We start from the raw sequence: 21,046 nt of genomic DNA, 5'->3' as shown, positions 1-21,046 counted from the left end.
TGAAGGTCATGCTGCATGTCACCGAAACCATCGCCATCCAGGAATGGGAACTGTCCGAACAGTTCACCCGGTCTCAGGGACCGGGCGGGCAGAACGTGAACAAGGTCGAGACCGCGGTCGAGCTGCGGTTCGAGGCCGCGACATCCCCCAGCCTGACCGACCCGGTCAAGCGGCGGCTGCAGCGGCTGGCCGGGCGGCGCTGGACGCAGGACGGGGCCGTCCTGATCCTGTCCCAGGAAACCCGCAGCCAGGCCCGAAACCGTGAACTGGCCCGCGAACGGCTGGCCGACCTGATCCGCCAGGCCCTGGTCGCGCCCAAGCGCCGCATCGCCACCCGCCCCACCCTGGGCAGCCAGCGCCGCCGGCTGAAGGCCAAGTCGGTGCGCGGAGAGGTCAAGTCCCTGCGCGGCAAGGTGGAGGACGAATGAGCGTCTGGCGCCGGACCCTCGATCTGCTGCTGGGACGGCGGCCGGTGCTGATGCAGGTCGGCGCGATCTGCCGCGACCCGGCCAGCGGCAATGTCCTGCTGATCACCAGCCGCGACACGGGCCGTTGGGTCATTCCCAAGGGCTGGCCGATGGAGGGGCGCACCCTCCCCGGCGCCGCAGCCCAGGAGGCCTGGGAGGAGGCCGGCGTGCGCGGGCGCATCCGCCCGGCCGAACTGGGTCGCTTCCGGTACAGAAAGCAGCAGGACCAGGGCTATGCCGTCCCGGTCGAGATGCGGGTCTATCTGCTGTCCGTGGACAGCGTGTCCGACCGGTTTCCCGAGGACCGGCAGCGCAAGCGTCGCTGGTTCGCCCCGGTCGAGGCCGCCCGCATGGTGGTCGAACCGGGGCTCAAGCAGATCCTGGCCGGTCTGGACCGCCCCGATGCCGCCTGACCCGGCATGACGCACCGCCCCGGCTTTCGCGCGCTGGACAAGGATCTGGGCCGCATCGGCCATGCCGAGGTCGCGCAGATGCATGCCTTCCGCCCCGTCTGGCGGCTGGGGCTGGCGGTGCTGGCGCTGGTGGGCGGGTTGCTGATGGTCATGGCGCTGTCGGGTGCCGCGCCCGGCATGCTGGCCATCGGGGCGGGGCTGGTGGTCGCGGCCTGGCTGGGCGTGGCGATCGGGGCGAACGACGTCGCGAATTCCTTGGGTCCGGCGGTCGGGGCGGGGGCCATCGGACTGCTGCCCGGGCTGGCGCTGGTCGCCGTCGCGGGCGTGGCGGGGGCGGTGCTGGCCGGGGGCGCGGTGTCGGCCCGTCTGGCGGGCGGCATCGTCCAGCTGGCACCCCTGGCCGAGGGCGGGCGCGCCCCGATGATGATGGTCGCCGCGCTGATCGGGGCGGCAGTCTGGATCACCCTGGCCACGGGCATCGGCCTGCCGGTCAGCACGTCGCATTCCATCGTGGGTGGCATCGCGGGGGCGGGGGCGGTGGCCCTGGGCCTGTCGGCGGTGGCCTGGGGGACGCTGGCCATCATCGCATCTGTCTGGATGGTGACGCCGGTGGTGGCGGGGGGCTTGGCCGGCGGTCTGCTGATCCTGCTGCGCCTTAAGGTGGTCGAGGCGCCGGACCGCGCCGGGGCGGCGCTTTTGTGGCTGCCGCTGCTGGTCGGCCTGATGGCGGCGCTGTTTTCGGCCTATGTCGTGGTGCTGCTGGACCTGGGACCACTGGCCGCCTGTGCGGCGGCCGCGCCGACCGGGGCGGGCGCGCTGTGGCTGACGCGGCGCAGCGTGCTCCGCGAACTGGCACGCCATCCGCGTAAACCAAGCACAAAGTCTCTGCTGCGCCCCGCGCTGGTGATGTCCGTGCTGATCCTGGGCTTTGCCCATGGCGCCAATGACGTGGGCAACATCGCGGGACCGCTGTCGGTGGTCCTGCGCGGACAGGGGATGTCGACCGCGATCGGCGTGGTCCCGGTGCTGGTGCTGGCGGGCGGAGGGCTTGCCATCGCCACCGGCACGCTGCTGTTCGGGCGCCGCCTGGTCCACATGGTGGGCAGCGGCATCACCAAGCTGAACGCGGGGCGCGCCTTCTGCGTGTCGCTGGCCACGGCCGTGACGGTGCTGGGCGCATCGGCCCTGGGCCTGCCGGTGTCGACCACCCATGTGGCGGTCGGCGGCATCTTCGGCGTGGGTTTTGCGCGCGAATGGCTGGACCGCCGCCGCGGCAGCCGGTCCGAGGCCCTGCCCGCGGACGAGACGCGCCGCCGCATCCTGGTGCGGCGCAGCCATGTCGTGACCATCACCGCCGCCTGGCTGGTGACACTGCCGATCACGGCATCGCTTGGGGCGCTGGCCTGTCTGCTGGTGCTGTGGGTGACCGGAGTCTAGACCGTGACCGACAGCGCCTGCTGGACGCCCACCCCGAAGACGCGCTTGTAGCGTTCGATCTCGGCCGCGGGGCCGGTGGCCTTGGCGGGGTTGTCCGACAGCTTGACCGTGGGACGCCCGTCGGCCGCCACTGCCTTGCAGACCAGGCTGAAGGGCGCCAGCCCGTCGCCCGGCACAAACCCGCGAAAATCGTTCGTCAGCAGCGTGCCCCAGCCGAAGCTGACCTTGACGCGCCCATGGAACTGCCGATGCAGGGCCAGGATCTTGTCCACGTCCAGCCCGTCGGAAAAGATGATCAGCTTGCCGCGCGGGTCCTCTCCGCGCGACTGCCACCAGCGGATCGCGGTCTCGGCGCCCGTAGCCGGATCGCCGCTGTCGATGCGGATACCGGTCCAGCCCGCCAGCCAGTCCGGCGCGCCCGCCAGGAACCCTTCGGTGCCGTAGGTGTCGGGCAGGATGATGCGCAGGTTGCCGTCATGCTCCTCGTGCCAGTCGGCCAGCACGTCATAGGGCGCCTGGCGCAGGGCCGCGTCGCCATCGGCCAGGGCCGCGCGCACCATCGGCAGCTCATGCGCATTGGTGCCGATCGCCTCGATGTCGCGGCGCTGCGCGATCAGGCAGTTCGAGGTGCCGGTGAAGCGGTCGCCCAACCCCTCGATCATCGCCTGCACGGCCCAGTCCTGCCACAGGAAGCTGTGCCGCCGGCGCGTGCCGAAATCGGCGATGCGCAGGTCGGGCAGGGCGCGCATGGCCTGGATCTTCTCCCACAGGCGGGTCATGGCACGGGCGTACAGGACCTGCAGCTCGAACCGGCCCATGTCCTTCAGGACCGCGCGGGACCGCAGCTCCATCAGGATCGACAAAGCCGGGATCTCCCACAGCATCACCTGGGGCCAGGGGCCTTCGAAGGTCAGCTCGTACTGGCCGTCGCGCTTGTCCAGGTGATAGGCGGGCAGGCGCAGCCCCTCCAGGAACTCCATGAAGTCGGGGCGGAACATCTGCCGCTTGCCATAGAACGTGTTGCCGCGCAGCCAGGTGCTCTCTCCGCGGGTCAGGGACAGCGACCGCACATGGTCCAGCTGCTCGCGCAGCTCGCCCTCGTCGATCAGGTCGGCCAGGCGCACGTCCTTGCTGCGGTTGATCAGACTGAAGGTGACGGTGGTGTCCGGGCTGTTGCGGAACACCGACTGGCACATCAGCAGCTTGTAAAAGTCGGTGTCGATCAGCGACCGGACGATCGGGTCGATCTTCCATTTGTGATTGTAGACCCGCGTGGCGATATCGGCCATGACGCTGTTTCCTTGACCATTTCGCCCTTGGTGCCTTGATCCGCGCGGGGGCGCAACCCTCAGGCCAGCGTGACGCCCGCCTGGCGCATCGCCGCGCGCGCGGCGGCCAGGCTGCCATCCAGGTCGATCGCACGGCACGCATCCTCCGCCACGCGGGCGGCAAAGCCAAGGCGGGCGGCGTCCATCGCGCTCCACGCGACGCAGAAATCATGGGCCAGCCCGACAAGGGTCAGGTCGGTGATGCCGCGGTCGCGCAGATAGCCGGCAAGACCGGTGGCGGTCGTGCGGTCGTTCTCGAAGAACGCGGAATAGCTGTCGATGCCGGCGCGGAACCCCTTGCGCAGCACCAGATCGGCCCGGTCGACCTGCAGGTCGGGGTGGAACTCCGCCCCCGGCGTGCCGATCACGCAATGGGCGGGCCACAGCACCTGCGGGCCATAGGGCATCTGCGTCATCGAAAAGGCGGCGGCGCCCGGGTGGTTGTCGGCAAAGCTGGCATGGTCGGCCGGATGCCAGTCCTGCGTCAGGATCACCGCGTCGAAATCGGCCATCATCGCGTTGATCGGCGCCACGATCTGGTCGCCCCCGGCCACGGCAAGCCGGCCGCCGGGACAGAAGTCGCGCTGCATGTCGATCACGATCAGGGCCTGGGTCATCCGGTCCGCCTTGGCTTCGGTCCGGCGCCACTAGACCGCCGGGCGGGGCCGGTCGTCAAGGGTGGTCGCGGACCCGGTTTTGCCATACCCTGACCGCAAGAAGATGTCGCACGAAAAGGGAGGACACGATGGGGATACAGGACGATCTGCACCACCCCGGTGAATATGACGAGAACGAGGTCCAGACCCGCTCTGCGCAGATGATCTGGGTGCTGCGGGCGCTTGGGGTGGTGATGGCCGGCATCGTCTGGCTGCTGCTGGGCGGACAGGAGGGGCTGTCCGAGGATGCACGCATCGTCGCCGCCGTCGGCACGCTGATGGCCATCTGGTGGATGACCGAGGCGATCCCGCTGTCGGCCACCGCACTTCTGCCGATCGTGCTGATCCCGGCGCTGACGGAAACGACCGTCGGCCAGGCGACGCAGCCCTATGCGTCGTCGATCGTGTTCCTGTTCCTGGGCGGCTTCCTGATCGCCATCGCGATGGAGAAATGGCACCTGCACACGCGCATCGCGCTGCTGACGCTGCGCAATGTGGGTGTGGCGCCCCGGCGGATCGTCCTGGGCATGATGCTGGCAACCGGCTTTCTGTCGATGTGGGTGTCCAACACCGCCACCACGCTGATGATGCTGCCCATCGGCCTGTCCGTCCTGTCCCTGGTGGTCGAACGCGGATCGCGCCAGGACGGCGCCGCGGCCGAGGATGCGATGAAGGCCGGCGGCACCATCACCGACGTCGTCAAGGACCCCAACATCAGCGCCTTCGGCGTCTGCCTGGTGCTGTCGATCGCCTGGGCCGCGTCGATGGGGGGTTTGGGCACGCTGCTGGGCAGCCCGCCCAATGCCATCGTCGCGGGCTATGCCTCGGACGAGCTGGGCCGCAACATCGGCTTTCTGGAATGGATGGTGCTGGGGACGCCGCTGGCCTTCATCTTCATCTTCATCGCCTGGTTCCTGATGACCCGCGTCCTGTACCGGTTCGACCTGCCCGAGATCCCCGGCGGCAAGCAGATGATCGAGGATCAGGTCCGCGATCTGGGCGCGCTCAGCCAGGGAGAGAAGATGGTCCTGGCCGTGTTCCTGGGTGCGGCGTTCCTGTGGATCGTGCCGGGCCTTCTGACCTCGATCCCGGCGATCGAGGCTGCGGCACCCTGGCTGGGCAACCTGGATGACACGGCCATCGCCATCGGCGCGGGCCTGGCCATGTTCCTGCTGCCCGGCAAGGGCCGCGACAAGATGGTTCTGGACTGGAAGGATGCCGAGGCCGGGCTGCCCTGGGGCGTCCTTCTGCTGTTCGGCGGCGGGCTGTCGCTGGCCTCCGCCGTGGCGTCGTCCGGGCTGGACAGCTGGTTCGGCCAGCAGGTCACAGGCCTGGGCTCGCTGCCGACGATCCTGCTGGTCGCGGCCGTGGTCACGATCATCCTGTTCCTGACCGAGATCACGTCGAACACCGCCACCGCCGCGACCTTCATTCCGATCCTGGGCGGTGTCGCCCTGGGCATCGGGGCCGATGCGATGACGCTGCTGATCCCCGCGGCGCTGGCCGCGACCTGCGCCTTCATGCTGCCGGTGGGCACGCCGCCCAACGCCATCGTGTTCGGCACCGGGACCGTCACCATCGCCCAGATGGCCAGGGGCGGGTTCGTGCTGAACGTCGTGGGCATCCTGCTGATCACCGGCCTGACCTATCTGCTGGGCGGTCTGGCCCTGGGCCTGACCTTCTAGGGTCTGCGTTCTGATCTTGCGCCAAGGGGCGTGGCCGCGATAAGGCCACGCCCATGCTGCCCAAAACTCCCCTGACCGTCGCCGCACTCTATCACTTTGCCCGTCTGGCCGATCCGGCGGCCCGGCAGGGACCGTTGCTGGACCTGTGCCGCGCGCAGGGCCTGTGCGGCACGCTGCTGCTGGCGCCCGAGGGCGTGAACGGCACCATCGCAGGCCCGCGCGCGGGCATCCTGGCGGTCCTGGACCACATCCGCGCCTGGCCCGGTTTCGCGGGTCTGGACTGGAAGGAGAGCGCCGCCGACGCGCCGCCCTTCGGGCGCATGAAGGTCCGGCTGAAGGCCGAGATCGTGACCATGGGCCAGCCCGACATGGACCCCGCCGCAGGCACCGGCCATTACGTCGCGCCGCGCGACTGGAACGCGCTGATCGCCGCGCCCGACGTGGCCGTGATCGACACCCGCAACGATTACGAGGTCCAGATCGGCACGTTTCAGGGCGCCGTCGACCCCGGCACCCGCAGTTTCCGCGACTTTCCCGCCTGGTGGCAGGAGAACGCGCACCGGTTCCAGGGCAAGCGCATCGCGATGTTCTGCACCGGCGGCATCCGCTGCGAGAAGTCGACCAACTATCTGATCGCGCAGGGCGTCGATCAGGTCTACCACCTGCAGGGCGGCATCCTGAAATACCTGGAGGACGTCCCCCAGGAGGACAGCGCATGGCAGGGCGAATGCTTCGTCTTCGATCAGCGGGTCAGCCTGACGCATGGGCTGGCGCAGGGGCGGCACGGTTTGTGCCATGCCTGCCGCCGCCCCCTGGCACCCGAGGACCGCACCCGCCCGGAATTTGAGGATGGCGTCAGCTGCCACCGCTGCGCCGACGAATACTCCGACGCCGACCGCGCCCGGTTCCGGGAGCGGCAGCGCCAGTTCGACCGCGACGCCTGAACGTCTCCTTTGCCCAAATACCCCCTTTGGCGCGCCCTCAGCCCTGCGCGCCGACCCCGCCCGCGGCGATGGCGGCCATGTTCAGGATGTCGCTGACGGTCGAGTTCGTCGAACAGATCTGGATCGGGCCCGCCACGCCCGTCAGGATCGGACCGATGACGGTCGCGCCCGCCATCTCCTGCATCAGCTTGACCGAGATCGAGGCCGAATGCCGCGCCGGCACCACCAGCACGTTCGCGGGCGCGGTCAGGCGGCTGAAGGGATAGCGCGCGGCCGCGTCCATGTTCAGCGCCACGTCCACGGTCATCTCGCCCTCGTATTCGAAATCGGCACCGCGGCGGTCCAGGACGGTGGCGGCCTGCGCCATCTTGATGGCGCGTTCGCTGACCGGATAGCCGAAGTTCGAGAAGGACAGGAAGGCCACGCGCGGCTCCAGCCCCAGGTTGCGGGCCACCGCGGCGCCGCGGGCGGCAATGTCGGCCAGATCCTCGGGTTCGGGCCATTCATGGACCAGCGTGTCGCCGATCAGCACGATCCGGCCCCGGTGCAGCACGGCGGTGATGCCCACCGCCCCGTCCTGCGGGCGCACGTCGAAGACATGGCCGATCTGCGCCAGCACCGGCGCGTTCTTGCGCGTGGCCCCGGTTACCAACCCGTCGCCATGCCCATGCGCCAGCATCAGCGCCGCAAAGATGTGGCGGTCGCGGTTGGCCAGCTTGAACGCGTCCTCGCGGTCGACGCCCTTCCGTTGCAGGCGCTGGTACAGGAACTCGTGATAGCTGTCCAAATGCCGGGTGTTGGCGGCGTTCACGACGCTGATCTCGCGGAAGGCGTCGCCCATGCCCAGGGCCTCCAGCTCGGCCTTGACCTCGGCCTCGCGGCCCACGACCAGGGACTGGCCCATGCCGGTGCGCTGCCATGCCACGGCGGCGCGCAGCACGCGCGGATCGTCGCCCTCGGCAAAGATCATCCGGGCCTGGGCCTGCCGCGCGCGGGCATGGATGCCCTGCAGGATCGCGGCCGTCGGGTCCATCCTGTTCTTCAGCGTCTGGACATAGCCATCCATGTCGATGATCGGGCGCCGCGCGACGCCCGTGTCCATCCCGGCGCGGGCGACCGCGGGCGGGATCACGTGGATCAGCCGCGGATCGAAGGGCGTCGGGATGATGTAGTCGCGCCCGAACTGCAGCTTGCGGCCATAGGCGACGGCGACCTCGTCGGGGACATCCTCGCGCGCCAGGCGGGCCAGGGCCTCGGCGCAGGCGATCTTCATCTCGTCGTTGATGGCGCGGGCGTGGATGTCCAGCGCGCCGCGGAACAGGTACGGGAACCCCAGGACGTTGTTCACCTGGTTCGGATAGTCGCTGCGGCCGGTGGCCACGATCGCGTCGGGGCGGACGGCATGCGCATCCTCGGGCGTGATCTCGGGGTCGGGATTCGCCATGGCAAAGATCACCGGGTTGTCGGCCATGCTGACGACCATGTCCTGGGTCACCGCCCCCTTGGCGCTGACGCCCAGGAAGACGTCGGCGCCCTTCATCGCCTCCTCCAGCGTGCGGGCGGTGGTCACGACCGCATGGGCCGATTTCCACTGGTTCATGCCCTCGGTCCGGCCCTGATAGATGACGCCCTTGGTGTCGCACATGATGCAGTTGTCATGCCGCGCGCCCATCGACTTCAGCAGTTCAAGACAGGCGATGCCCGCCGCACCCGCGCCGTTCAGGACGATCCGCACATCCTCGATCTTCTTGCCCGACAGCTCCAGCGCGTTCAGCAGGCCCGCGGCGCAGATCACCGCGGTGCCGTGCTGGTCGTCGTGGAAGACCGGGATGTCCATCAGCTCCTTCAGGCGCTGTTCGATGATGAAGCATTCCGGCGCCTTGATGTCCTCCAGGTTGATGCCCCCGAAGGTCGGGCCCATCAGCTTGACGGCGTTGATGAATTCGTCCGCGTCCTCGGTGTCCAGCTCCAGGTCGATGGCGTTCACGTCGGCAAAGCGCTTGAACAGCACCGCCTTGCCCTCCATCACCGGCTTGGAGGCCAGCGCGCCCAGATTCCCCATCCCCAGGATCGCCGTCCCGTTCGAGATGACGGCCACCATGTTGCCCTTCGTGGTATAGTCATAGGCCGTCTCCGGGCGGTCGGCGATGGCCTGGACCGGCACCGCGACGCCCGGCGAATAGGCCAGCGACAGGTCGCGCTGCGTGGTCATGGGGGTCGAGGGCGTGATGTCGTATTTGCCCGGACGCGGTTCCAGGTGATAGGCCAGCGCCTCTTCGGGGGTGATGCGGCTGCGGCTGGTCTTGTCGGTCATGATGTCCCCCGAAGATGATGCTGGGGACTGCTTAACGGCTTGGCAGGACTGCTTCAACGCGGATGCGGTCCGGCTTGCGCTAACAGCTGCGGGTCAGATGCTGACTTTGACGAAGCTGTCGCGCAGCGCCGCGGACCAGGCCGCGCTCATCTGCATGAAGTCCGGATCGCCATCCAGAATGCGGCGGCGCGTGGTGACCGCACAGGCATCGGCGCCGATCACCGCCAGGTCCAGCGGCATCCCCACCGACAGGTTCGACCGCAGCGTCGAATCCATCGATAGCAGCACGGCCTTCTGCGCGTCCGCCAGGCTGGTCGCGGGGGTGACCACCCGGTCCAGGATCGGCTTGCCGTACTTGTGCTCTCCGATCTGCAGGAAGGGCGTGTCCTCGGTCGCCTCGATGAAGTTGCCTTCGGGATAGATCAGGAACAGGCGCATGTCGCCGCCCTTGCGCTGTCCCGCGACGATCATGCTGGCGGATGCCTGCTGCTTGAGGTCGCGGCACTGTTCGGCGATCTCGCGCCGGGTGCGGCACAGCGTGTCGCCGATGATCGTGGCCACGCGCAGCATGGTCGGCGCCTTGAGGATCGAGGTCGTGTCGTCTGCCAGCTCGTCCTCGATCGCCTCCTCCAGGCGGGCGATGGTGGTCTGGGTCACGGACAGCGACCCGGCGGTCATGATCGCGATGATGCGTTCGCCCGGCGCCTCGAAGAAGAACATCTTGCGATAGCACGAGATATTGTCCAGCCCGGCATTCGTGCGGGTATCCGACAGCAGCACAAGCCCGGCATCCAGTTTCAGTCCGACGCAATAGGTCACCGGCACATCTTTCCGTTGCATTCCGCAGGGCAGACTAGGACCGGGGGGCGTGGGCTGCAATCGCTCGTTTGCGGGTCGCGTCATGAAACTTTGGGTCGCCTTGGCGCGCCGAATCGCACATCGTGCAGGTTCCACCACCCAAGGACGAACATGATGACCCATCCTCTTGCCCTCAGCCGCCGCGGTTTCCTGACATCGGGGGTGGCCGGCCTGGCGCTAGTCGCGCTGCATCCCTATTCCGCACGGGCCGAGGCGGGGCAGGCGCATCTACGCATCATGGAGACGACGGACCTGCACGCGCATGTCTGGCCCTACGACTATTACGCGGACACGGCGACCGACACCCTGGGCCTGGCGCGGACCGCGGCCCTGGTCGGTGCCGTGCGGGCCGAGGCCACGAACGCGCTGCTGTTCGACAACGGCGATTTCCTGCAGGGCAACCCGATGGGCGATTTCATCGCCTATGAGCGCGGGATGGACGGGGACGCGACCCACCCGGTGATCCAGGGGATGAACGCCCTGGGCTATGACGGCGGCACCCTGGGCAACCACGAATTCAACTATGGGCTGGAATTCCTGGGCGCCAGCCTGGCGGGCGCGGGCTATCCCGTCGTCTGCGCCAACGTGGTGACCGAGGCCGGCGCCACCCCGGACCAGGACCGGACCCTGGTGCCGCCCTATGCGGTGATCGACCGGGACCTGACCGACGGGGCGGGCGCCACCCATCCGATCCGCATCGGCATCATCGGCTTCGTGCCGCCGCAGATCATGCAATGGGACCGCGCCCATCTGGAGGGGCAGGTCACCGTCCGCGACATCGTCGAGGCGGCCGAGGCCTGGGTGCCCAAGCTGCGCGCCGAGGGGGTGGACCTGGTCGTGGCACTGGCCCATTGCGGCATCGGCGGGCGGACCGCCGAACCGGGGATGGAGAACGCGGCCATTCCGCTGGCGGCCGTCGACGGCATCGACGTCATCCTCACCGGGCATTCGCATTCGGTCTTTCCCGGCCCCGACTACGACGGCGTGGCCGGGGTGGATGCCGCGGCCGGCACCATCGGCGGCAAGCCCGCGGTGATGGCCGGGTTCTGGGGGTCGCATATGGGCCTGGTCGATCTGCTGCTGGAGCGGCAGGGCGACGGCTGGACCATCGTCAGCCACCAGGTCGAGGCGCGCCCGATCTATCAGCGCGACGACGAGGGCGTGGTGACCCCCCTGGTCGAGAGCGTACCCGCCATCGAGGAGGCGACCGCCACCGAACACCAGCAGACGCTGGATTATGTCCGCCGCCCCGTCGGCCAGACCAGCGCCGCGCTCTACAGCTATTTCGCGATGGTGGCGGATGATCCTTCGGTCCAGATCGTGTCGAACGCGCAAAGCTGGTACATCGCGCAGATGCTGGCCGGGACCGAGCACGAGGGGCTGCCCATCCTGTCGGCGGCGGCGCCCTTCAAGGCCGGCGGGCGGGGCGGGCCGGATTACTTCACCGACGTGCCGCCGGGCGACATCGCCATCCGCAACGTGGCCGACCTGTATCTGTATCCCAACACCATCCGCGCCGTGCGCGTGACCGGCGCGCAGGTCAAGGAATGGCTGGAGCGCAGCGCGGGGGCCTTCAACCGGATCGAACCGGGGCAGGCGGACCAGATGCTGCTGAACCCCGACTTCCGCAGCTACAACTTCGACGTGATCGACGGGGTGACCTATCGGATCGACCTGTCGCAGCCGTCGCGGTTCGACGCCGACGGGGCGCTGGCCGACGCGGACGCGAACCGCATCGTCGATCTGGCCATCGACGGACAGCCGGTCGACCCGGCGGCCGAGTTCATCATCGCCACCAACAACTATCGCGCCACCGGCGGCGGGTCGTTCCCCGGCGCGGATGGCTCGACCGTGGTGTTCGAGGGGCCGGACACCAACCGCGACGTGATCGTCCGCTATATCCTGGACCAGGGGACGATCAACCCGTCGGCGGATGGCAACTGGTCGTTCGCGGCGCTGGACGGGGCGACGGTTCTGTTCGACACGGGGCCGGGGGCCGCGGCCTATCTGCAGGACGTGACCGCCCTGACCATCGAACCGGCGGGCGACGCGCCCGAAGGCTTTGCCCGCTATCGCATCACCCTGTGACGACAGGTGGACCGGGGGTGCTGCCCCCGGTTCCTACTGGGCCATCTCCTCGACCCTGACGCTGACATCCATGTCCTCGGACCCGGTGCCCAGGGCCACGCCCCGGATCGGGGCCGCGTCCGCCGCGTCCAGGCCCGACCCCAGACGGACATAGCGTTCGTCCGGGCAACAGCGGTTGGCGGCGTCGAACCCGACCCATCCCAACCCCTCGACATGGATCTCGGCCCAGGCATGGGCCGCGTCATGGGCCTGCCCGTCGATGGTCGAATGCAGATAGCCCGACACATAGCGCGCCGGCAGGCCGCGCAGGCGCGCGATGGCGGTCAAGGCGTGGGTGTGGTCCTGGCAGACGCCCTCTCCCAGGGCCAGGGCCTCGGATGCGGTGGTGCCGGTATGGGTCACGCCGGGGCGGAACGCGATCCGGTCGCTGACCGACATCGACAGCTGATGCGCCAGGTCCAGCCGGTCGGTGCCCTCGACCGACTGCGCCAGATCGCGCAGCGCGTCGTCGGGGCGCGTGGCGGGACTGTCGCGCAGATAGGTCAGCGGGTGGATCATCTCGCGGTGGCCGCGCAGGACGCCTGCCGTGTCGCGGGTGTCGATGCGTCCGCTGATGCGCACGGTCACATGATCGACCGGACCGCGCACGGTCCAGCCCTCGATCCAGTCGCCGGCACCGTCGCGGAACCCCGGCCCCTTGACGCCGCCCGACACGTCGACCTGCCATTCATGGGTCTTCTGCCCCTCGAACACCGACGGTGTCAGGCGCAGGCTCTGCACCAGGTTCCGGATCGGCTGGCCATAGCGATAGACCGTCTCGTGAGAGATCTTCAGGCGCATGGGTCACACCCCTCCAAGCAGGTAATCCTGGTGGACCAGGTTGGAAATCTCGGACAGTTCCAGGATGAACCAGCTGAGGAACTCGTGCAGCCCCTCGTCGAAGATCATCTCGATGTCGCGTGCCTGCAGGGCTGCCAGAACCTCTCGCGCCTTGTCGCGGGCGCTGGTCGGCACCCCGTCGCCATAGCGGCGCGCCAGCCCTTCAAGGTGCCACACGGTCTCATACAGCGACGTGATCAGCGCGCGGGGGCTTTCCCCGTTCAGGATCAGGAAGTCGGCCACCTGGCCCGCGGTGATGTCGCCGCCATAGGCCCAGTGATAGGCCCGGTGCGCCGAGAGCGCGCGCAGGATCACCTGCCACTGATAGGTGTCCAGACCCGATCCCACGAACTCGATCCGCGGCAGCAGGACGAAATACTTGACGTCCAGCAGGCGCGCGGTCGCGTCGGCGCGTTCCAGCCCGTATCCCAGGTTCATGAAATGCCAGCCGTCGTTCCTCAGCTGCGTCGCGTTGATCGCGCCGCGCACGGTCGAGGTGTGGCCGGTGGTGAAATCGGTCAGCCCTGCGGTGTCCAGCTTTGCGCGCGGCTGGCGTTCGATCCGGCGCAGCTCCTGGAAGGCCACGTTCAGCGCGTCCCAGACCTGGCTGGTCAGCGCGGTGCGCACGATCCGACCGGCCTCGCGCGCCTTTTCAAGGCAGCTGGCCACCGATGACGGGTTGGCGCGGTCGAAGAAGATGAACTCCTCGATGTTCTCCTGGGTGATCTCTCCGTATTTCTGCGCGAACAGGTCCGAACTGCCCGAGGCCTGCAGCAGCGAGTTCCATTCGTTCTGGTACCCGGCCTCGGTGTTGGGAAGCAGCGTGATGCGCTGTCCCACGTCCAGCAGGCGCGCGGCGGTTTCGGCACGTTCCAGATGGCGGCCCATCCAGAACAGGTTCGAGGCGGTGCGGCTGAGCATCGTGTTACGTCCCCTCATTCCGACAACACCCAGGTGTCCTTGACACCCCCGCCCTGGGACGAGTTCACCACCAGCGACCCTTCGCGCAGTGCGACACGCGTCAGCCCGCCCGGTACCAGCTCGATCCGGTCGCCGCACAGGCAATAGGGGCGCAGGTCCACGTGGCGCGGCGCGATGCCCTCGTCCACGAAGGTCGGGCAGGTCGACAGTGCCAGCGTGGGCTGGGCGATGTAGTTCGACGGATTGGCCTGGATCTTGGCACGGAACGCCTCGATCTCCTCCCTGGTCGACTTGGGGCCGACCAGCATGCCGTAGCCGCCCGATCCGTGGACCTCCTTGACGACCAGTTCGGGCAGATGCTCCATCACATAGCGGTAGTCGTCGTCCTTCCACAGCGTCCAGGTCTGGACGTTGTTCAGGATCGGCTCCTCTCCCAGATAAAAGCGCACCATCTCGGGGACGAAGGTGTAGATCGCCTTGTCATCGGCCACGCCCGCGCCGGGTGCCGAACAGATCGACACGCCGCCAGACCGGTACACATCCATCAGTCCCGGAATGCCCAGCATCGAATCGGGGCGGAAGCACAGCGGGTCCAGATAGGGGTCATCAATCCGGCGATAGATCACGTCCACGCGCTTGGGCCCGGTGGTCGTGCGCATATAGCAGAATTCGCCATCCACGAACAGATCCTGCCCCTCGACCAGCTCGACCCCCATCAGGTTGGCGAGGAAGCTGTGTTCGTAATAGGCGCTGTTGTAATGGCCCGGCGTCAGGATCACGCAGGTCGGCCGGTCGCTGCATTTCGCGGGCGCCACCGATTCCAGCGTGCGGCGCAGAAGGTCGGGATACTGGTCGACGGGTTCGATGCGGTTGCCGCGGAACAGGGCCGGGAACATGCGCATCATGATCTCGCGGTTCTCCAGCATGTAGCTGACACCCGACGGCGTGCGGCAGTTGTCCTCCAGGACATAGAACTCGTCCTTGGCGGTGCGGACCAGGTCAATGCCGATGATGTGGGAATAGACGCCGCGCGGGGGCACGAACCCCACGACCGACTTCTCGAACGCCTCGTTCTGATAGACCAGGCGGGCGGGGATGCGTCCGGCGCGGATGATCTCTCCGCGGCCATAGACGTCGCGCAGGAAAGCGTTCAGCGCACGGGCGCGCTGCTTGATGCCGCGTTCCAGGCGGCGCCACTCAGCCTGCTCGAACACGCGGGGCATCATGTCGAAGGGGATCAGCCGGTCCGGGTCGCCCCCCTCGCCATAGACGGCGAAGGTGATGCCGATGCGGCGGAACAGCGCCTCCGCCTCGGCCTGCTTCATCTGGCGGAAATCGTCGGGCATGGTCTCGACCCATTCCCGCAGGCGGGCATAGGGGTCGCGGACGCTGTCGCCCTCGTACATCTCGTTATAGTAACTCATCACTCCCCCACTGGCTGACGCAACGCTTCCGGGTCTTTCCTTGGATCGATGATCCGCGCCCGGTTCCGGTAAGTCCACAGCAGAACCGCCGGATTTGCCCATTGGTTCCGCAGCTTGGCGCCGTGGCGGGGGCGCCGCTGCCGGCGCCCGGGGCAGCCTGCCGGTTTGGCAGGCAGATCAGCACAGTTCGACCGCCAGCGCGGTTCCCTCGCCGCCGCCGATGCAGATCGCGGCCACGCCCCGGCGCAGCCCTCGCGCCTGCAGCGCATGGATCAGCGTGACGATGATCCGCGCCCCCGACGCGCCGATCGGATGGCCCAGGGCGCAGGCTCCGCCATGCACGTTCACGCGGTCATGGGACAGGCCCATCCGCGCCATGAAGGCCATCGGCACGACGGCAAAGGCCTCGTTCACCTCCCACAGATCGACGCTGTCGCTGTCCCATCCGATCCGCGCCAGCAGCTTTTCGGCGGCGGGCACGGGCGCGGTGGGGAACTGGCCGGGGGCCTGGGCGTGGCTGGCATGGCCGACGATGCGCGCGACGGCGCCCTCCGCCCGACCGCCCAACACCAGCGCCGCCGCCCCGTCCGAGATGGACGAGCTGTTGGCCGCCGTCACGGTGCCCCCGTCGCGGAACGCGGGTTTCAGCAGCGGGATCTTGTCGGGGCGGGCCTGGCCGGGCTGTTCGTCGGTGTCGACCACGGTGACCTTGCCGCGACCCGGCACGGTGACGGGTGCGATCTCGGTCGCGAACGCGCCGCCGGCGATGGCATCCTGTGCGCGCGTCAGGCTGGCCAGGGCGTAGTCGTCCTGCGCCTGGCGGGAAAAGGCGAATTCCGCGGCGCAATCCTCGGCAAACGTGCCCATCAGGCGGCCCTTGTCATAGGCATCCTCCAGCCCGTCCAGGAACATGTGGTCCAACGCCTGTGCATGCCCCAGGCGCGCCCCGGCGCGCATTTTGGGCAGCAGGTAGGGGGCGTTCGACATGCTCTCCATGCCGCCTGCGACGACGATACCGGCGCTGCCGGCGCGGATGGCATCGGACGCCATCATCACCGCCTGCATCCCCGACCCGCACATCTTGTTCAGCGTCGTTGCCGGCACCTCCTGCCCCAGCCCCCCGGCAAAGCCCGCCTGCCGCGCCGGGGCCTGGCCCTGGCCCGCGGGCAGGACGCAGCCCATGAACAGCGCATCGACCGCAGGCCCGCCCGCGCGCGCCAGTGCCGCGGCGATGGCCGCCCCACCCAGATCGGCCGCGGACACCCCCGACAGCGCGCCCATCAGCCCGCCCATCGGCGTGCGCGCCGCTCCCAGCACGTAGATGTCCTGAATTGTCATGATCTTTCCCCCCCGATCTGTCCTCGCGCTTACCGGATCGTAACCTTTGGGGTCTAGTCAAGGATGCAGATGCGCAAGGAAGGCCCGGAATCATGCAGTTCATCGTCGAAGACGCCGAATCCCATCTGAACATCACGGTGACGGAACCCCGGATCGACGCGGCGATTGCGACCCTGTTCAAGGACAAGCTGCGCGAGATCGTGGTCAAGAACCGCAAGCCGGTGCACATGGACATGGCGGCGGTGGACTTCATGGACAGCTCTGGCCTGGGGGCGATGATCGCCGTCCGCAAGAGCCTGCCCGAGAACCTGGCGCTGGTGCTGTTCGCGCTGACGCCCAATGTCGAACGCGTGTTCCGCCTGACGCGGATGGACAGCGTGTTCGACATCCAGCCCCGCACCGCTCAGCCCCGCACCGCTCAGAAGGAGCAACGAGAATGACACCCAGTGAACGCTCCGATCCGGGCATCGGAAACCGTGCCTCCGCGCTGACGCAGCCGATGTTCCACCGCGTCCTGAACGCCCATCCGATGATCGTGCGCGACACCCTTCAGGACGTCCGCCAGCGTTTCCGCGGAGAGGTGGGCGACGACACTCTGGGCCGACTGGAACTGGTCCTGGCCGAGGTGATGAACAACGTCGCCGAACACGCTCCGCTGGGCCAGGCGGAACAGGCGCGGCTGCCGGTGATCCACCTGTGCATCGTGCGCCACAGTTCGGGCCTGGCCTGCGCGCTGACCGATGACGGGATCTCGCTGCCTGACGACTGCCTGCTGCCGCGCAGCCTGCCGCCGATGGTCGCGGACGATCTGCCCGAAGGCGGCTTCGGCTGGTTCCTGATCCAGGACCTGACGCAGGCCCTGTGCTATTACCGCGAGGAAAGCCGGAACTATCTGGCCTTCAGCATCCCCTTTGCCCAGATGGAGGTTGACGCCTAGTTGAGCGGTCCCGCCAGGAAATAGCGGCCGTCCTGAAAGGCGCTGAACATGTCCCCGACCTCGGGGTGGTCCAGCGGTTCGCCCGACACGTCCAGTTCAAGGTTCTGTTCGGACACATAGGCCACGTAGTAGGTCGCCTCGGTCTCGGCGAACAGGTGATAGAACGGCTGGTCGCGATCGGGGCGCGAATCCTCGGGGATGGATTCGTACCATTCCTCGGTATTGGCGAATTTGGGATCGACGTCGAAGATCACGCCCCGGAACGGCCGCGAACGGTGCCGGACGACCTGTCCCAGGCTGTATTTCGCGTGGCGGCTTTGGGCCTGCATCCGGGCGGTATCCATCGTTCGTGTCAGGGATCAACAAAAGTCAGCGCGCCTTCTAGCGCGCCGCGACGGTCCTGTCCACCGGCAGGCGATCAGGGGGCGATGTCGTCCGCCGTCAGGGGCACGGTCGCCATCGACATCTTGGCCGACCCCTCGCTGACCTGGTTGGCATGGGCCAGATAGACCAGCACGCGGTTGTCGGCGTCATAGATGCGCTGCACCCGCAGCGACTTGAACACCAGCGAACGCCCCTCGCTGAACACGTTTTCTCCCTCGCCGGGGGTCAGGGCGCTGACGTCGATGGGCCCGGTGCGGGTGCACTGGATCGCGCTGTTGGACGGATCCTCGAACCAGTTGCCCTGGCTCAGCCGATCCAGGACCGAGCGGCTGAAATAAGCCAGATGGCAGGTCACGCCCGGCACCTCGGGGTCCTTGATCGCCTCGATGACGACATCGTTGCCGACCCAGTCCACGCCGACGCGGCCGACCTCCTCGGCCTGTAACGACAGGGGGGCGGCGATCAGGGCAAGGGTCAGGGCAAGGCGCATGGTCTACTCCGGCAACAGGGGCTGGCGGCCCGATTCGGTCAGCAGGTGCACGGCACCCGGTTCGATGACGGCGGCGGACAGCGGCCGGCCATAGGCGGCTCCCCCGTCCAGGTTCAGGCGGTTTGCGTACAGGGCGGGGGCATCCAGCGCGGTGTGCCCGTGCACGACCAGCGGCCCGAAATCGACGTCGCTGTCCAGGAACCCCTGGCGGATCCAGACCAGGTCGCCCTCTGCCTGGTCCTGCAGGTCGATGCCCGGACGGATGCCCGCATGCACGACCAGCGCCAGCGGATGCAGATACCACAGCGGCAGTGCCGCCAGGAACCGCGCGTGATCCGCAGGAACCGCCGCCCGCGCATCGCGCAGCAGCGCATCGCGCGGCTGATCCGGGTCCACGCCATAGGACCGCAGCGTCGCGGCCGCGCCCAAGCCCGGATGATCCACCCAATGCTGTCCGGACGACAGGCCCGGGTCGATCCAGTCGGGCTGGTTCAGGAAGGCGGGCAGGAAGCGGTCGTGATTGCCGCGGGTGACGATCCAGGGCCGCCCCGCCTGCTGGCCGCGCAACAGGTGGTCCACCACGCCACGCGAATCGGGACCGCGGTCGATCAGGTCGCCCACATGGGCGATGACCGCATCAGGCCCGCCGTCGTCGAAGATCCGCTGATGCGCGGCCTTCAGCAGGTCCAGCTGTCCGTGAATGTCGCCGATCGCATAAAGTTGCATCTGTCACCTGGCCGTGGCGCGCGGCAGGGAGGGTCCGCACGCCCCTTGGGTAAGGGCGTGCGGGGCCGAGGTCAAACCTCGAACTGCAGCCGGCGGGCCTGCAGGAACTTGCCGGTGTTCTGCAGCGTGGCCAGGGCCTCGTCGCTGATCGCCTCGTCCAGGTACAGGATCGCGATGGCATCCGCCCCGTTGGCGGCCCGTCCCAGGGTAAAGTTCGCGATGTTCACGCCCAGATCGCCCAAGGTCATCCCAAGCGCGCCGATGACGCCGGGAACGTCCTTGTTGCGGGTGTACAGCATGTGGCTTCCCACCTCGGCGTCCACGTTGATCCCGCGGATCTGGATGAAGCGCGGCTTGCCATCACTGAACACCGTGCCCGCGATGGACCGCTCGCGCGTCTCGGTCACGCAGGTGACCTTGACATAACCCTCATAGGCGCCGGCCTTGTCCTGCTTGGTGGTGGACACCTGCACGCCGCGATCCTTGGCCATGACCGGGGCCGACACCATGTTCACGTCCGGGTTCGACGCCTTCATCACGCCGGCGATCACCGCCGCGTTCAGCGCGTTCAGGTTCATCTCGGACACTACGCCGTCATACAGCACGTTGATCGCCTTGATCGGCTCGTCGGTCATCTGGCCCACGAAGGCGCCCAGATGCGCGGCCAGCTTGATCCAGGGGCCCATCACCGCGGCCTCCTCGGCCGTGACCGAGGGCATGTTCAGCGCGTTCTGCACCGCGCCCGTCAGCAGATAGTCCGACATCTGCTCGGCAACCTGCAGGGCGACGTTCTCCTGCGCCTCGGTCGTGGCGGCGCCCAGGTGGGGCGTGACGACGACGTTGGGCAGGTTGAACAGCGGGCTTTCCGTCGCGGGCTCGACGGCAAAGACGTCGAATGCGGCACCCGCCACGCGCCCGTCCTTCAACGCCTCGGCCAGCGCCTCCTCGTCGACTAGGCCGCCGCGGGCGCAGTTGATGATGCGCACGCCCTTCTTCAGCTTGCCGATGGCCTCGCGCGATAGGATGTTGCGGGTCTTGTCGGTCAGCGGCACGTGGAAGGTGATGAAGTCGGACTTGCCCAGCAGGTCGTCCAGCTCGACCTTGGTCACGCCCAGTTCCTTGGCGCGATCCTCGGACAGGAAGGGGTCATAGGCCAGCACCTTCATGTGCAGACCCAGGGCGCGGTCGATCACGATGCCGCCGATGTTGCCCGCCCCGATCACGCCCAGGGTCTTGTTGAACAGCTCGACCCCCATGAAGCGGTTCTTCTCCCACTTGCCGGCATGGGTGCTGACGCTGGCCTCGGGCAGCTGGCGCGCGACCGCGAACATCATCGCGATGGCATGTTCGGCCGTGGTCACGCTGTTGCCGAAAGGCGTGTTCATCACGATCACGCCCTTCTTGCTGGCGGCAGGGATGTCGACATTGTCGACCCCGATGCCGGCGCGGCCGATGACCTTCAGGTTGGTCGCGCTTTCCAGCAGCTTGTCGGTCACCTTGGTGGCCGACCGGATGGCCAGCCCGTCATACTGCCCGATGATCTCGGCCAGCTTGTCCTTGTCCTTGCCCAGATCGGGCAGGTAATCCACCTCGACGCCGCGATCGCGAAAGATCTGGACGGCGGTTTCCGACAGCTTGTCGGACACGAGAACCTTCGGCATGTCATTCATCCTTGTGTGGGAACGCCCGGGCATGGCCACGCTGACGTCTGGCTTCTTCGTTGGAAAAATACCCTGCGGGTGTCCGGGGCGCGCAAA

At 68.0% G+C, this 21,046-nt stretch carries 20 protein-coding genes; 8 read left to right on the top strand and 12 right to left on the bottom strand.

Annotated features, from left to right (window positions below):
* Positions 1-8 precede the first annotated feature (8 nt).
* The 3 genes from arfB to EOJ32_RS01450 are packed head-to-tail and all read left to right on the top strand — an operon-like array spanning position 9 to position 2,317.
* Positions 9-428, top strand: a complete 420-nt coding sequence (gene arfB, locus EOJ32_RS01460; RefSeq protein ID WP_127897474.1) for an alternative ribosome rescue aminoacyl-tRNA hydrolase ArfB — start codon at positions 9-11, stop codon at positions 426-428.
* A complete protein-coding gene (locus EOJ32_RS01455; protein WP_045982667.1) occupies positions 425-880 on the top strand; it encodes an NUDIX hydrolase in 456 nt (151 codons plus the stop codon). The genes arfB and EOJ32_RS01455 overlap by 4 nt, the downstream gene beginning before the upstream one ends.
* Positions 881-886: 6 nt before the next feature.
* Complete coding sequence (locus tag EOJ32_RS01450; protein ID WP_127897473.1) at positions 887-2,317, top strand: inorganic phosphate transporter; 1,431 nt, start codon at positions 887-889, stop codon at positions 2,315-2,317.
* Here the strand turns inward: EOJ32_RS01450 and pncB are convergent.
* Both pncB and pncA read right to left on the bottom strand, forming a co-directional pair.
* A complete protein-coding gene (gene pncB, locus EOJ32_RS01445) occupies positions 2,314-3,606 on the bottom strand; it encodes a nicotinate phosphoribosyltransferase (RefSeq protein WP_045982665.1) in 1,293 nt (430 codons plus the stop codon). The genes EOJ32_RS01450 and pncB overlap by 4 nt on opposite strands.
* Before the next feature lie 59 nt (positions 3,607-3,665).
* Complete coding sequence (gene pncA / locus EOJ32_RS01440; RefSeq protein ID WP_127897472.1) at positions 3,666-4,262, bottom strand: bifunctional nicotinamidase/pyrazinamidase; 597 nt, start codon at positions 4,260-4,262, stop codon at positions 3,666-3,668.
* Between the two features lie 128 nt (positions 4,263-4,390).
* Between pncA and EOJ32_RS01435 the strand changes: the two genes are divergently transcribed.
* On the top strand, positions 4,391-5,986 hold the full coding sequence (locus EOJ32_RS01435) for an SLC13 family permease (RefSeq protein WP_205963167.1): 1,596 nt from the start codon (positions 4,391-4,393) through the stop codon (positions 5,984-5,986).
* Positions 5,987-6,039: 53 nt separating this feature from the next.
* Entirely contained in the window at positions 6,040-6,930 is an 891-nt protein-coding gene (locus tag EOJ32_RS01430) for a rhodanese-related sulfurtransferase (protein ID WP_127897471.1), read from the top strand.
* Positions 6,931-6,967: 37 nt separating this feature from the next.
* Here the strand turns inward: EOJ32_RS01430 and EOJ32_RS01425 are convergent, their stop codons facing one another.
* Together EOJ32_RS01425 and EOJ32_RS01420 are read right to left on the bottom strand one after the other, a co-directional pair.
* On the bottom strand, positions 6,968-9,244 hold the full coding sequence (locus tag EOJ32_RS01425) for an NADP-dependent malic enzyme (protein ID WP_127897470.1): 2,277 nt from the start codon (positions 9,242-9,244) through the stop codon (positions 6,968-6,970).
* 93 nt (positions 9,245-9,337) lie between these two features.
* Positions 9,338-10,063, bottom strand: a complete 726-nt coding sequence (locus EOJ32_RS01420) for a proteasome-type protease (RefSeq protein WP_045982660.1) — start codon at positions 10,061-10,063, stop codon at positions 9,338-9,340.
* A gap of 153 nt (positions 10,064-10,216) precedes the next feature.
* On the opposite strand from EOJ32_RS01420, the gene EOJ32_RS01415 reads away from it, so the two are divergent.
* Entirely contained in the window at positions 10,217-12,190 is a 1,974-nt protein-coding gene (locus EOJ32_RS01415; protein ID WP_127899248.1) for a bifunctional 2',3'-cyclic-nucleotide 2'-phosphodiesterase/3'-nucleotidase, read from the top strand.
* A 33-nt stretch (positions 12,191-12,223) separates the two neighbouring features.
* Here the strand turns inward: EOJ32_RS01415 and EOJ32_RS01410 are convergent, their stop codons facing one another.
* The 4 genes from EOJ32_RS01410 to EOJ32_RS01395 all read right to left on the bottom strand — a co-directional run bounded on the left by EOJ32_RS01410 (position 12,224) and on the right by EOJ32_RS01395 (position 16,752).
* Complete coding sequence (locus EOJ32_RS01410; protein ID WP_045982659.1) at positions 12,224-13,030, bottom strand: transglutaminase family protein; 807 nt, start codon at positions 13,028-13,030, stop codon at positions 12,224-12,226.
* A gap of 3 nt (positions 13,031-13,033) precedes the next feature.
* A complete protein-coding gene (locus EOJ32_RS01405) occupies positions 13,034-13,990 on the bottom strand; it encodes an alpha-E domain-containing protein (RefSeq protein WP_045982658.1) in 957 nt (318 codons plus the stop codon).
* A gap of 14 nt (positions 13,991-14,004) precedes the next feature.
* Positions 14,005-15,414, bottom strand: coding sequence for a circularly permuted type 2 ATP-grasp protein (locus tag EOJ32_RS01400; RefSeq protein WP_046000427.1), 1,410 nt, complete (start codon positions 15,412-15,414; stop codon positions 14,005-14,007).
* A gap of 177 nt (positions 15,415-15,591) precedes the next feature.
* Positions 15,592-16,752, bottom strand: a complete 1,161-nt coding sequence (locus EOJ32_RS01395) for an acetyl-CoA C-acyltransferase (RefSeq protein ID WP_371705776.1) — start codon at positions 16,750-16,752, stop codon at positions 15,592-15,594.
* 92 nt (positions 16,753-16,844) lie between these two features.
* Here EOJ32_RS01395 and EOJ32_RS01390 point away from each other — a divergent pair, with 92 nt between their 5' ends.
* On the top strand, positions 16,845-17,192 hold the full coding sequence (locus EOJ32_RS01390; RefSeq protein WP_045983052.1) for an STAS domain-containing protein: 348 nt from the start codon (positions 16,845-16,847) through the stop codon (positions 17,190-17,192).
* Entirely contained in the window at positions 17,189-17,689 is a 501-nt protein-coding gene (locus tag EOJ32_RS01385) for an ATP-binding protein (protein WP_045983053.1), read from the top strand. The genes EOJ32_RS01390 and EOJ32_RS01385 overlap by 4 nt, the downstream gene beginning before the upstream one ends.
* Here EOJ32_RS01385 and hspQ read toward each other — a convergent pair.
* The 4 genes from hspQ to serA form a co-directional block, all read right to left on the bottom strand.
* A complete protein-coding gene (hspQ, locus tag EOJ32_RS01380; protein WP_371705774.1) occupies positions 17,686-18,033 on the bottom strand; it encodes a heat shock protein HspQ in 348 nt (115 codons plus the stop codon). The two genes, EOJ32_RS01385 and hspQ, sit on opposite strands and share 4 nt — an antisense overlap.
* 74 nt (positions 18,034-18,107) lie before the next feature.
* The gene (locus tag EOJ32_RS01375; RefSeq protein WP_127897468.1) at positions 18,108-18,563 is read right to left on the bottom strand and encodes a CreA family protein; all 456 of its coding nucleotides are present in this window, start codon (positions 18,561-18,563) and stop codon (positions 18,108-18,110) included.
* Positions 18,564-18,566: 3 nt separating this feature from the next.
* On the bottom strand, positions 18,567-19,289 hold the full coding sequence (locus EOJ32_RS01370) for a metallophosphoesterase (RefSeq protein WP_127897467.1): 723 nt from the start codon (positions 19,287-19,289) through the stop codon (positions 18,567-18,569).
* A gap of 71 nt (positions 19,290-19,360) precedes the next feature.
* On the bottom strand, positions 19,361-20,950 hold the full coding sequence (gene serA / locus EOJ32_RS01365) for a phosphoglycerate dehydrogenase (protein WP_164871371.1): 1,590 nt from the start codon (positions 20,948-20,950) through the stop codon (positions 19,361-19,363).
* Positions 20,951-21,046: the final 96 nt, after the last annotated feature.

This window comes from Paracoccus sp. Arc7-R13, from assembly GCF_004010775.1.
Lineage (GTDB): Bacteria > Pseudomonadota > Alphaproteobacteria > Rhodobacterales > Rhodobacteraceae > Paracoccus > Paracoccus marcusii.
This window is presented reverse-complemented; position numbering and strand designations above follow the sequence as displayed.

What these genes read in the sequence shown, in the direction of transcription:
- serA (WP_164871371.1), bottom strand. Translation starts at nt 20,950, where the DNA reads ATGCCGAAGGTTCTCGTGTCCGACAAGCTGTCGGAAACCGCCGTCCAG.
- EOJ32_RS01375 (WP_127897468.1), bottom strand. Translation starts at nt 18,563, where the DNA reads ATGCGCCTTGCCCTGACCCTTGCCCTGATCGCCGCCCCCCTGTCGTTA.
- EOJ32_RS01405 (WP_045982658.1), bottom strand. Translation starts at nt 13,990, where the DNA reads ATGCTCAGCCGCACCGCCTCGAACCTGTTCTGGATGGGCCGCCATCTG.
- EOJ32_RS01370 (WP_127897467.1), bottom strand. Translation starts at nt 19,289, where the DNA reads ATGCAACTTTATGCGATCGGCGACATTCACGGACAGCTGGACCTGCTG.
- EOJ32_RS01400 (WP_046000427.1), bottom strand. Translation starts at nt 15,414, where the DNA reads ATGAGTTACTATAACGAGATGTACGAGGGCGACAGCGTCCGCGACCCC.
- EOJ32_RS01385 (WP_045983053.1), top strand. Translation starts at nt 17,189, where the DNA reads ATGACACCCAGTGAACGCTCCGATCCGGGCATCGGAAACCGTGCCTCC.
- EOJ32_RS01455 (WP_045982667.1), top strand. Translation starts at nt 425, where the DNA reads ATGAGCGTCTGGCGCCGGACCCTCGATCTGCTGCTGGGACGGCGGCCG.
- EOJ32_RS01390 (WP_045983052.1), top strand. Translation starts at nt 16,845, where the DNA reads ATGCAGTTCATCGTCGAAGACGCCGAATCCCATCTGAACATCACGGTG.
- pncB (WP_045982665.1), bottom strand. Translation starts at nt 3,606, where the DNA reads ATGGCCGATATCGCCACGCGGGTCTACAATCACAAATGGAAGATCGAC.
- EOJ32_RS01435 (WP_205963167.1), top strand. Translation starts at nt 4,391, where the DNA reads ATGGGGATACAGGACGATCTGCACCACCCCGGTGAATATGACGAGAAC.
- pncA (WP_127897472.1), bottom strand. Translation starts at nt 4,262, where the DNA reads ATGACCCAGGCCCTGATCGTGATCGACATGCAGCGCGACTTCTGTCCC.
- EOJ32_RS01450 (WP_127897473.1), top strand. Translation starts at nt 887, where the DNA reads ATGACGCACCGCCCCGGCTTTCGCGCGCTGGACAAGGATCTGGGCCGC.
- hspQ (WP_371705774.1), bottom strand. Translation starts at nt 18,033, where the DNA reads ATGGATACCGCCCGGATGCAGGCCCAAAGCCGCCACGCGAAATACAGC.
- EOJ32_RS01425 (WP_127897470.1), bottom strand. Translation starts at nt 9,244, where the DNA reads ATGACCGACAAGACCAGCCGCAGCCGCATCACCCCCGAAGAGGCGCTG.
- EOJ32_RS01395 (WP_371705776.1), bottom strand. Translation starts at nt 16,752, where the DNA reads ATGACAATTCAGGACATCTACGTGCTGGGAGCGGCGCGCACGCCGATG.
- EOJ32_RS01415 (WP_127899248.1), top strand. Translation starts at nt 10,217, where the DNA reads ATGACCCATCCTCTTGCCCTCAGCCGCCGCGGTTTCCTGACATCGGGG.
- arfB (WP_127897474.1), top strand. Translation starts at nt 9, where the DNA reads ATGCTGCATGTCACCGAAACCATCGCCATCCAGGAATGGGAACTGTCC.
- EOJ32_RS01430 (WP_127897471.1), top strand. Translation starts at nt 6,040, where the DNA reads ATGCTGCCCAAAACTCCCCTGACCGTCGCCGCACTCTATCACTTTGCC.
- EOJ32_RS01410 (WP_045982659.1), bottom strand. Translation starts at nt 13,030, where the DNA reads ATGCGCCTGAAGATCTCTCACGAGACGGTCTATCGCTATGGCCAGCCG.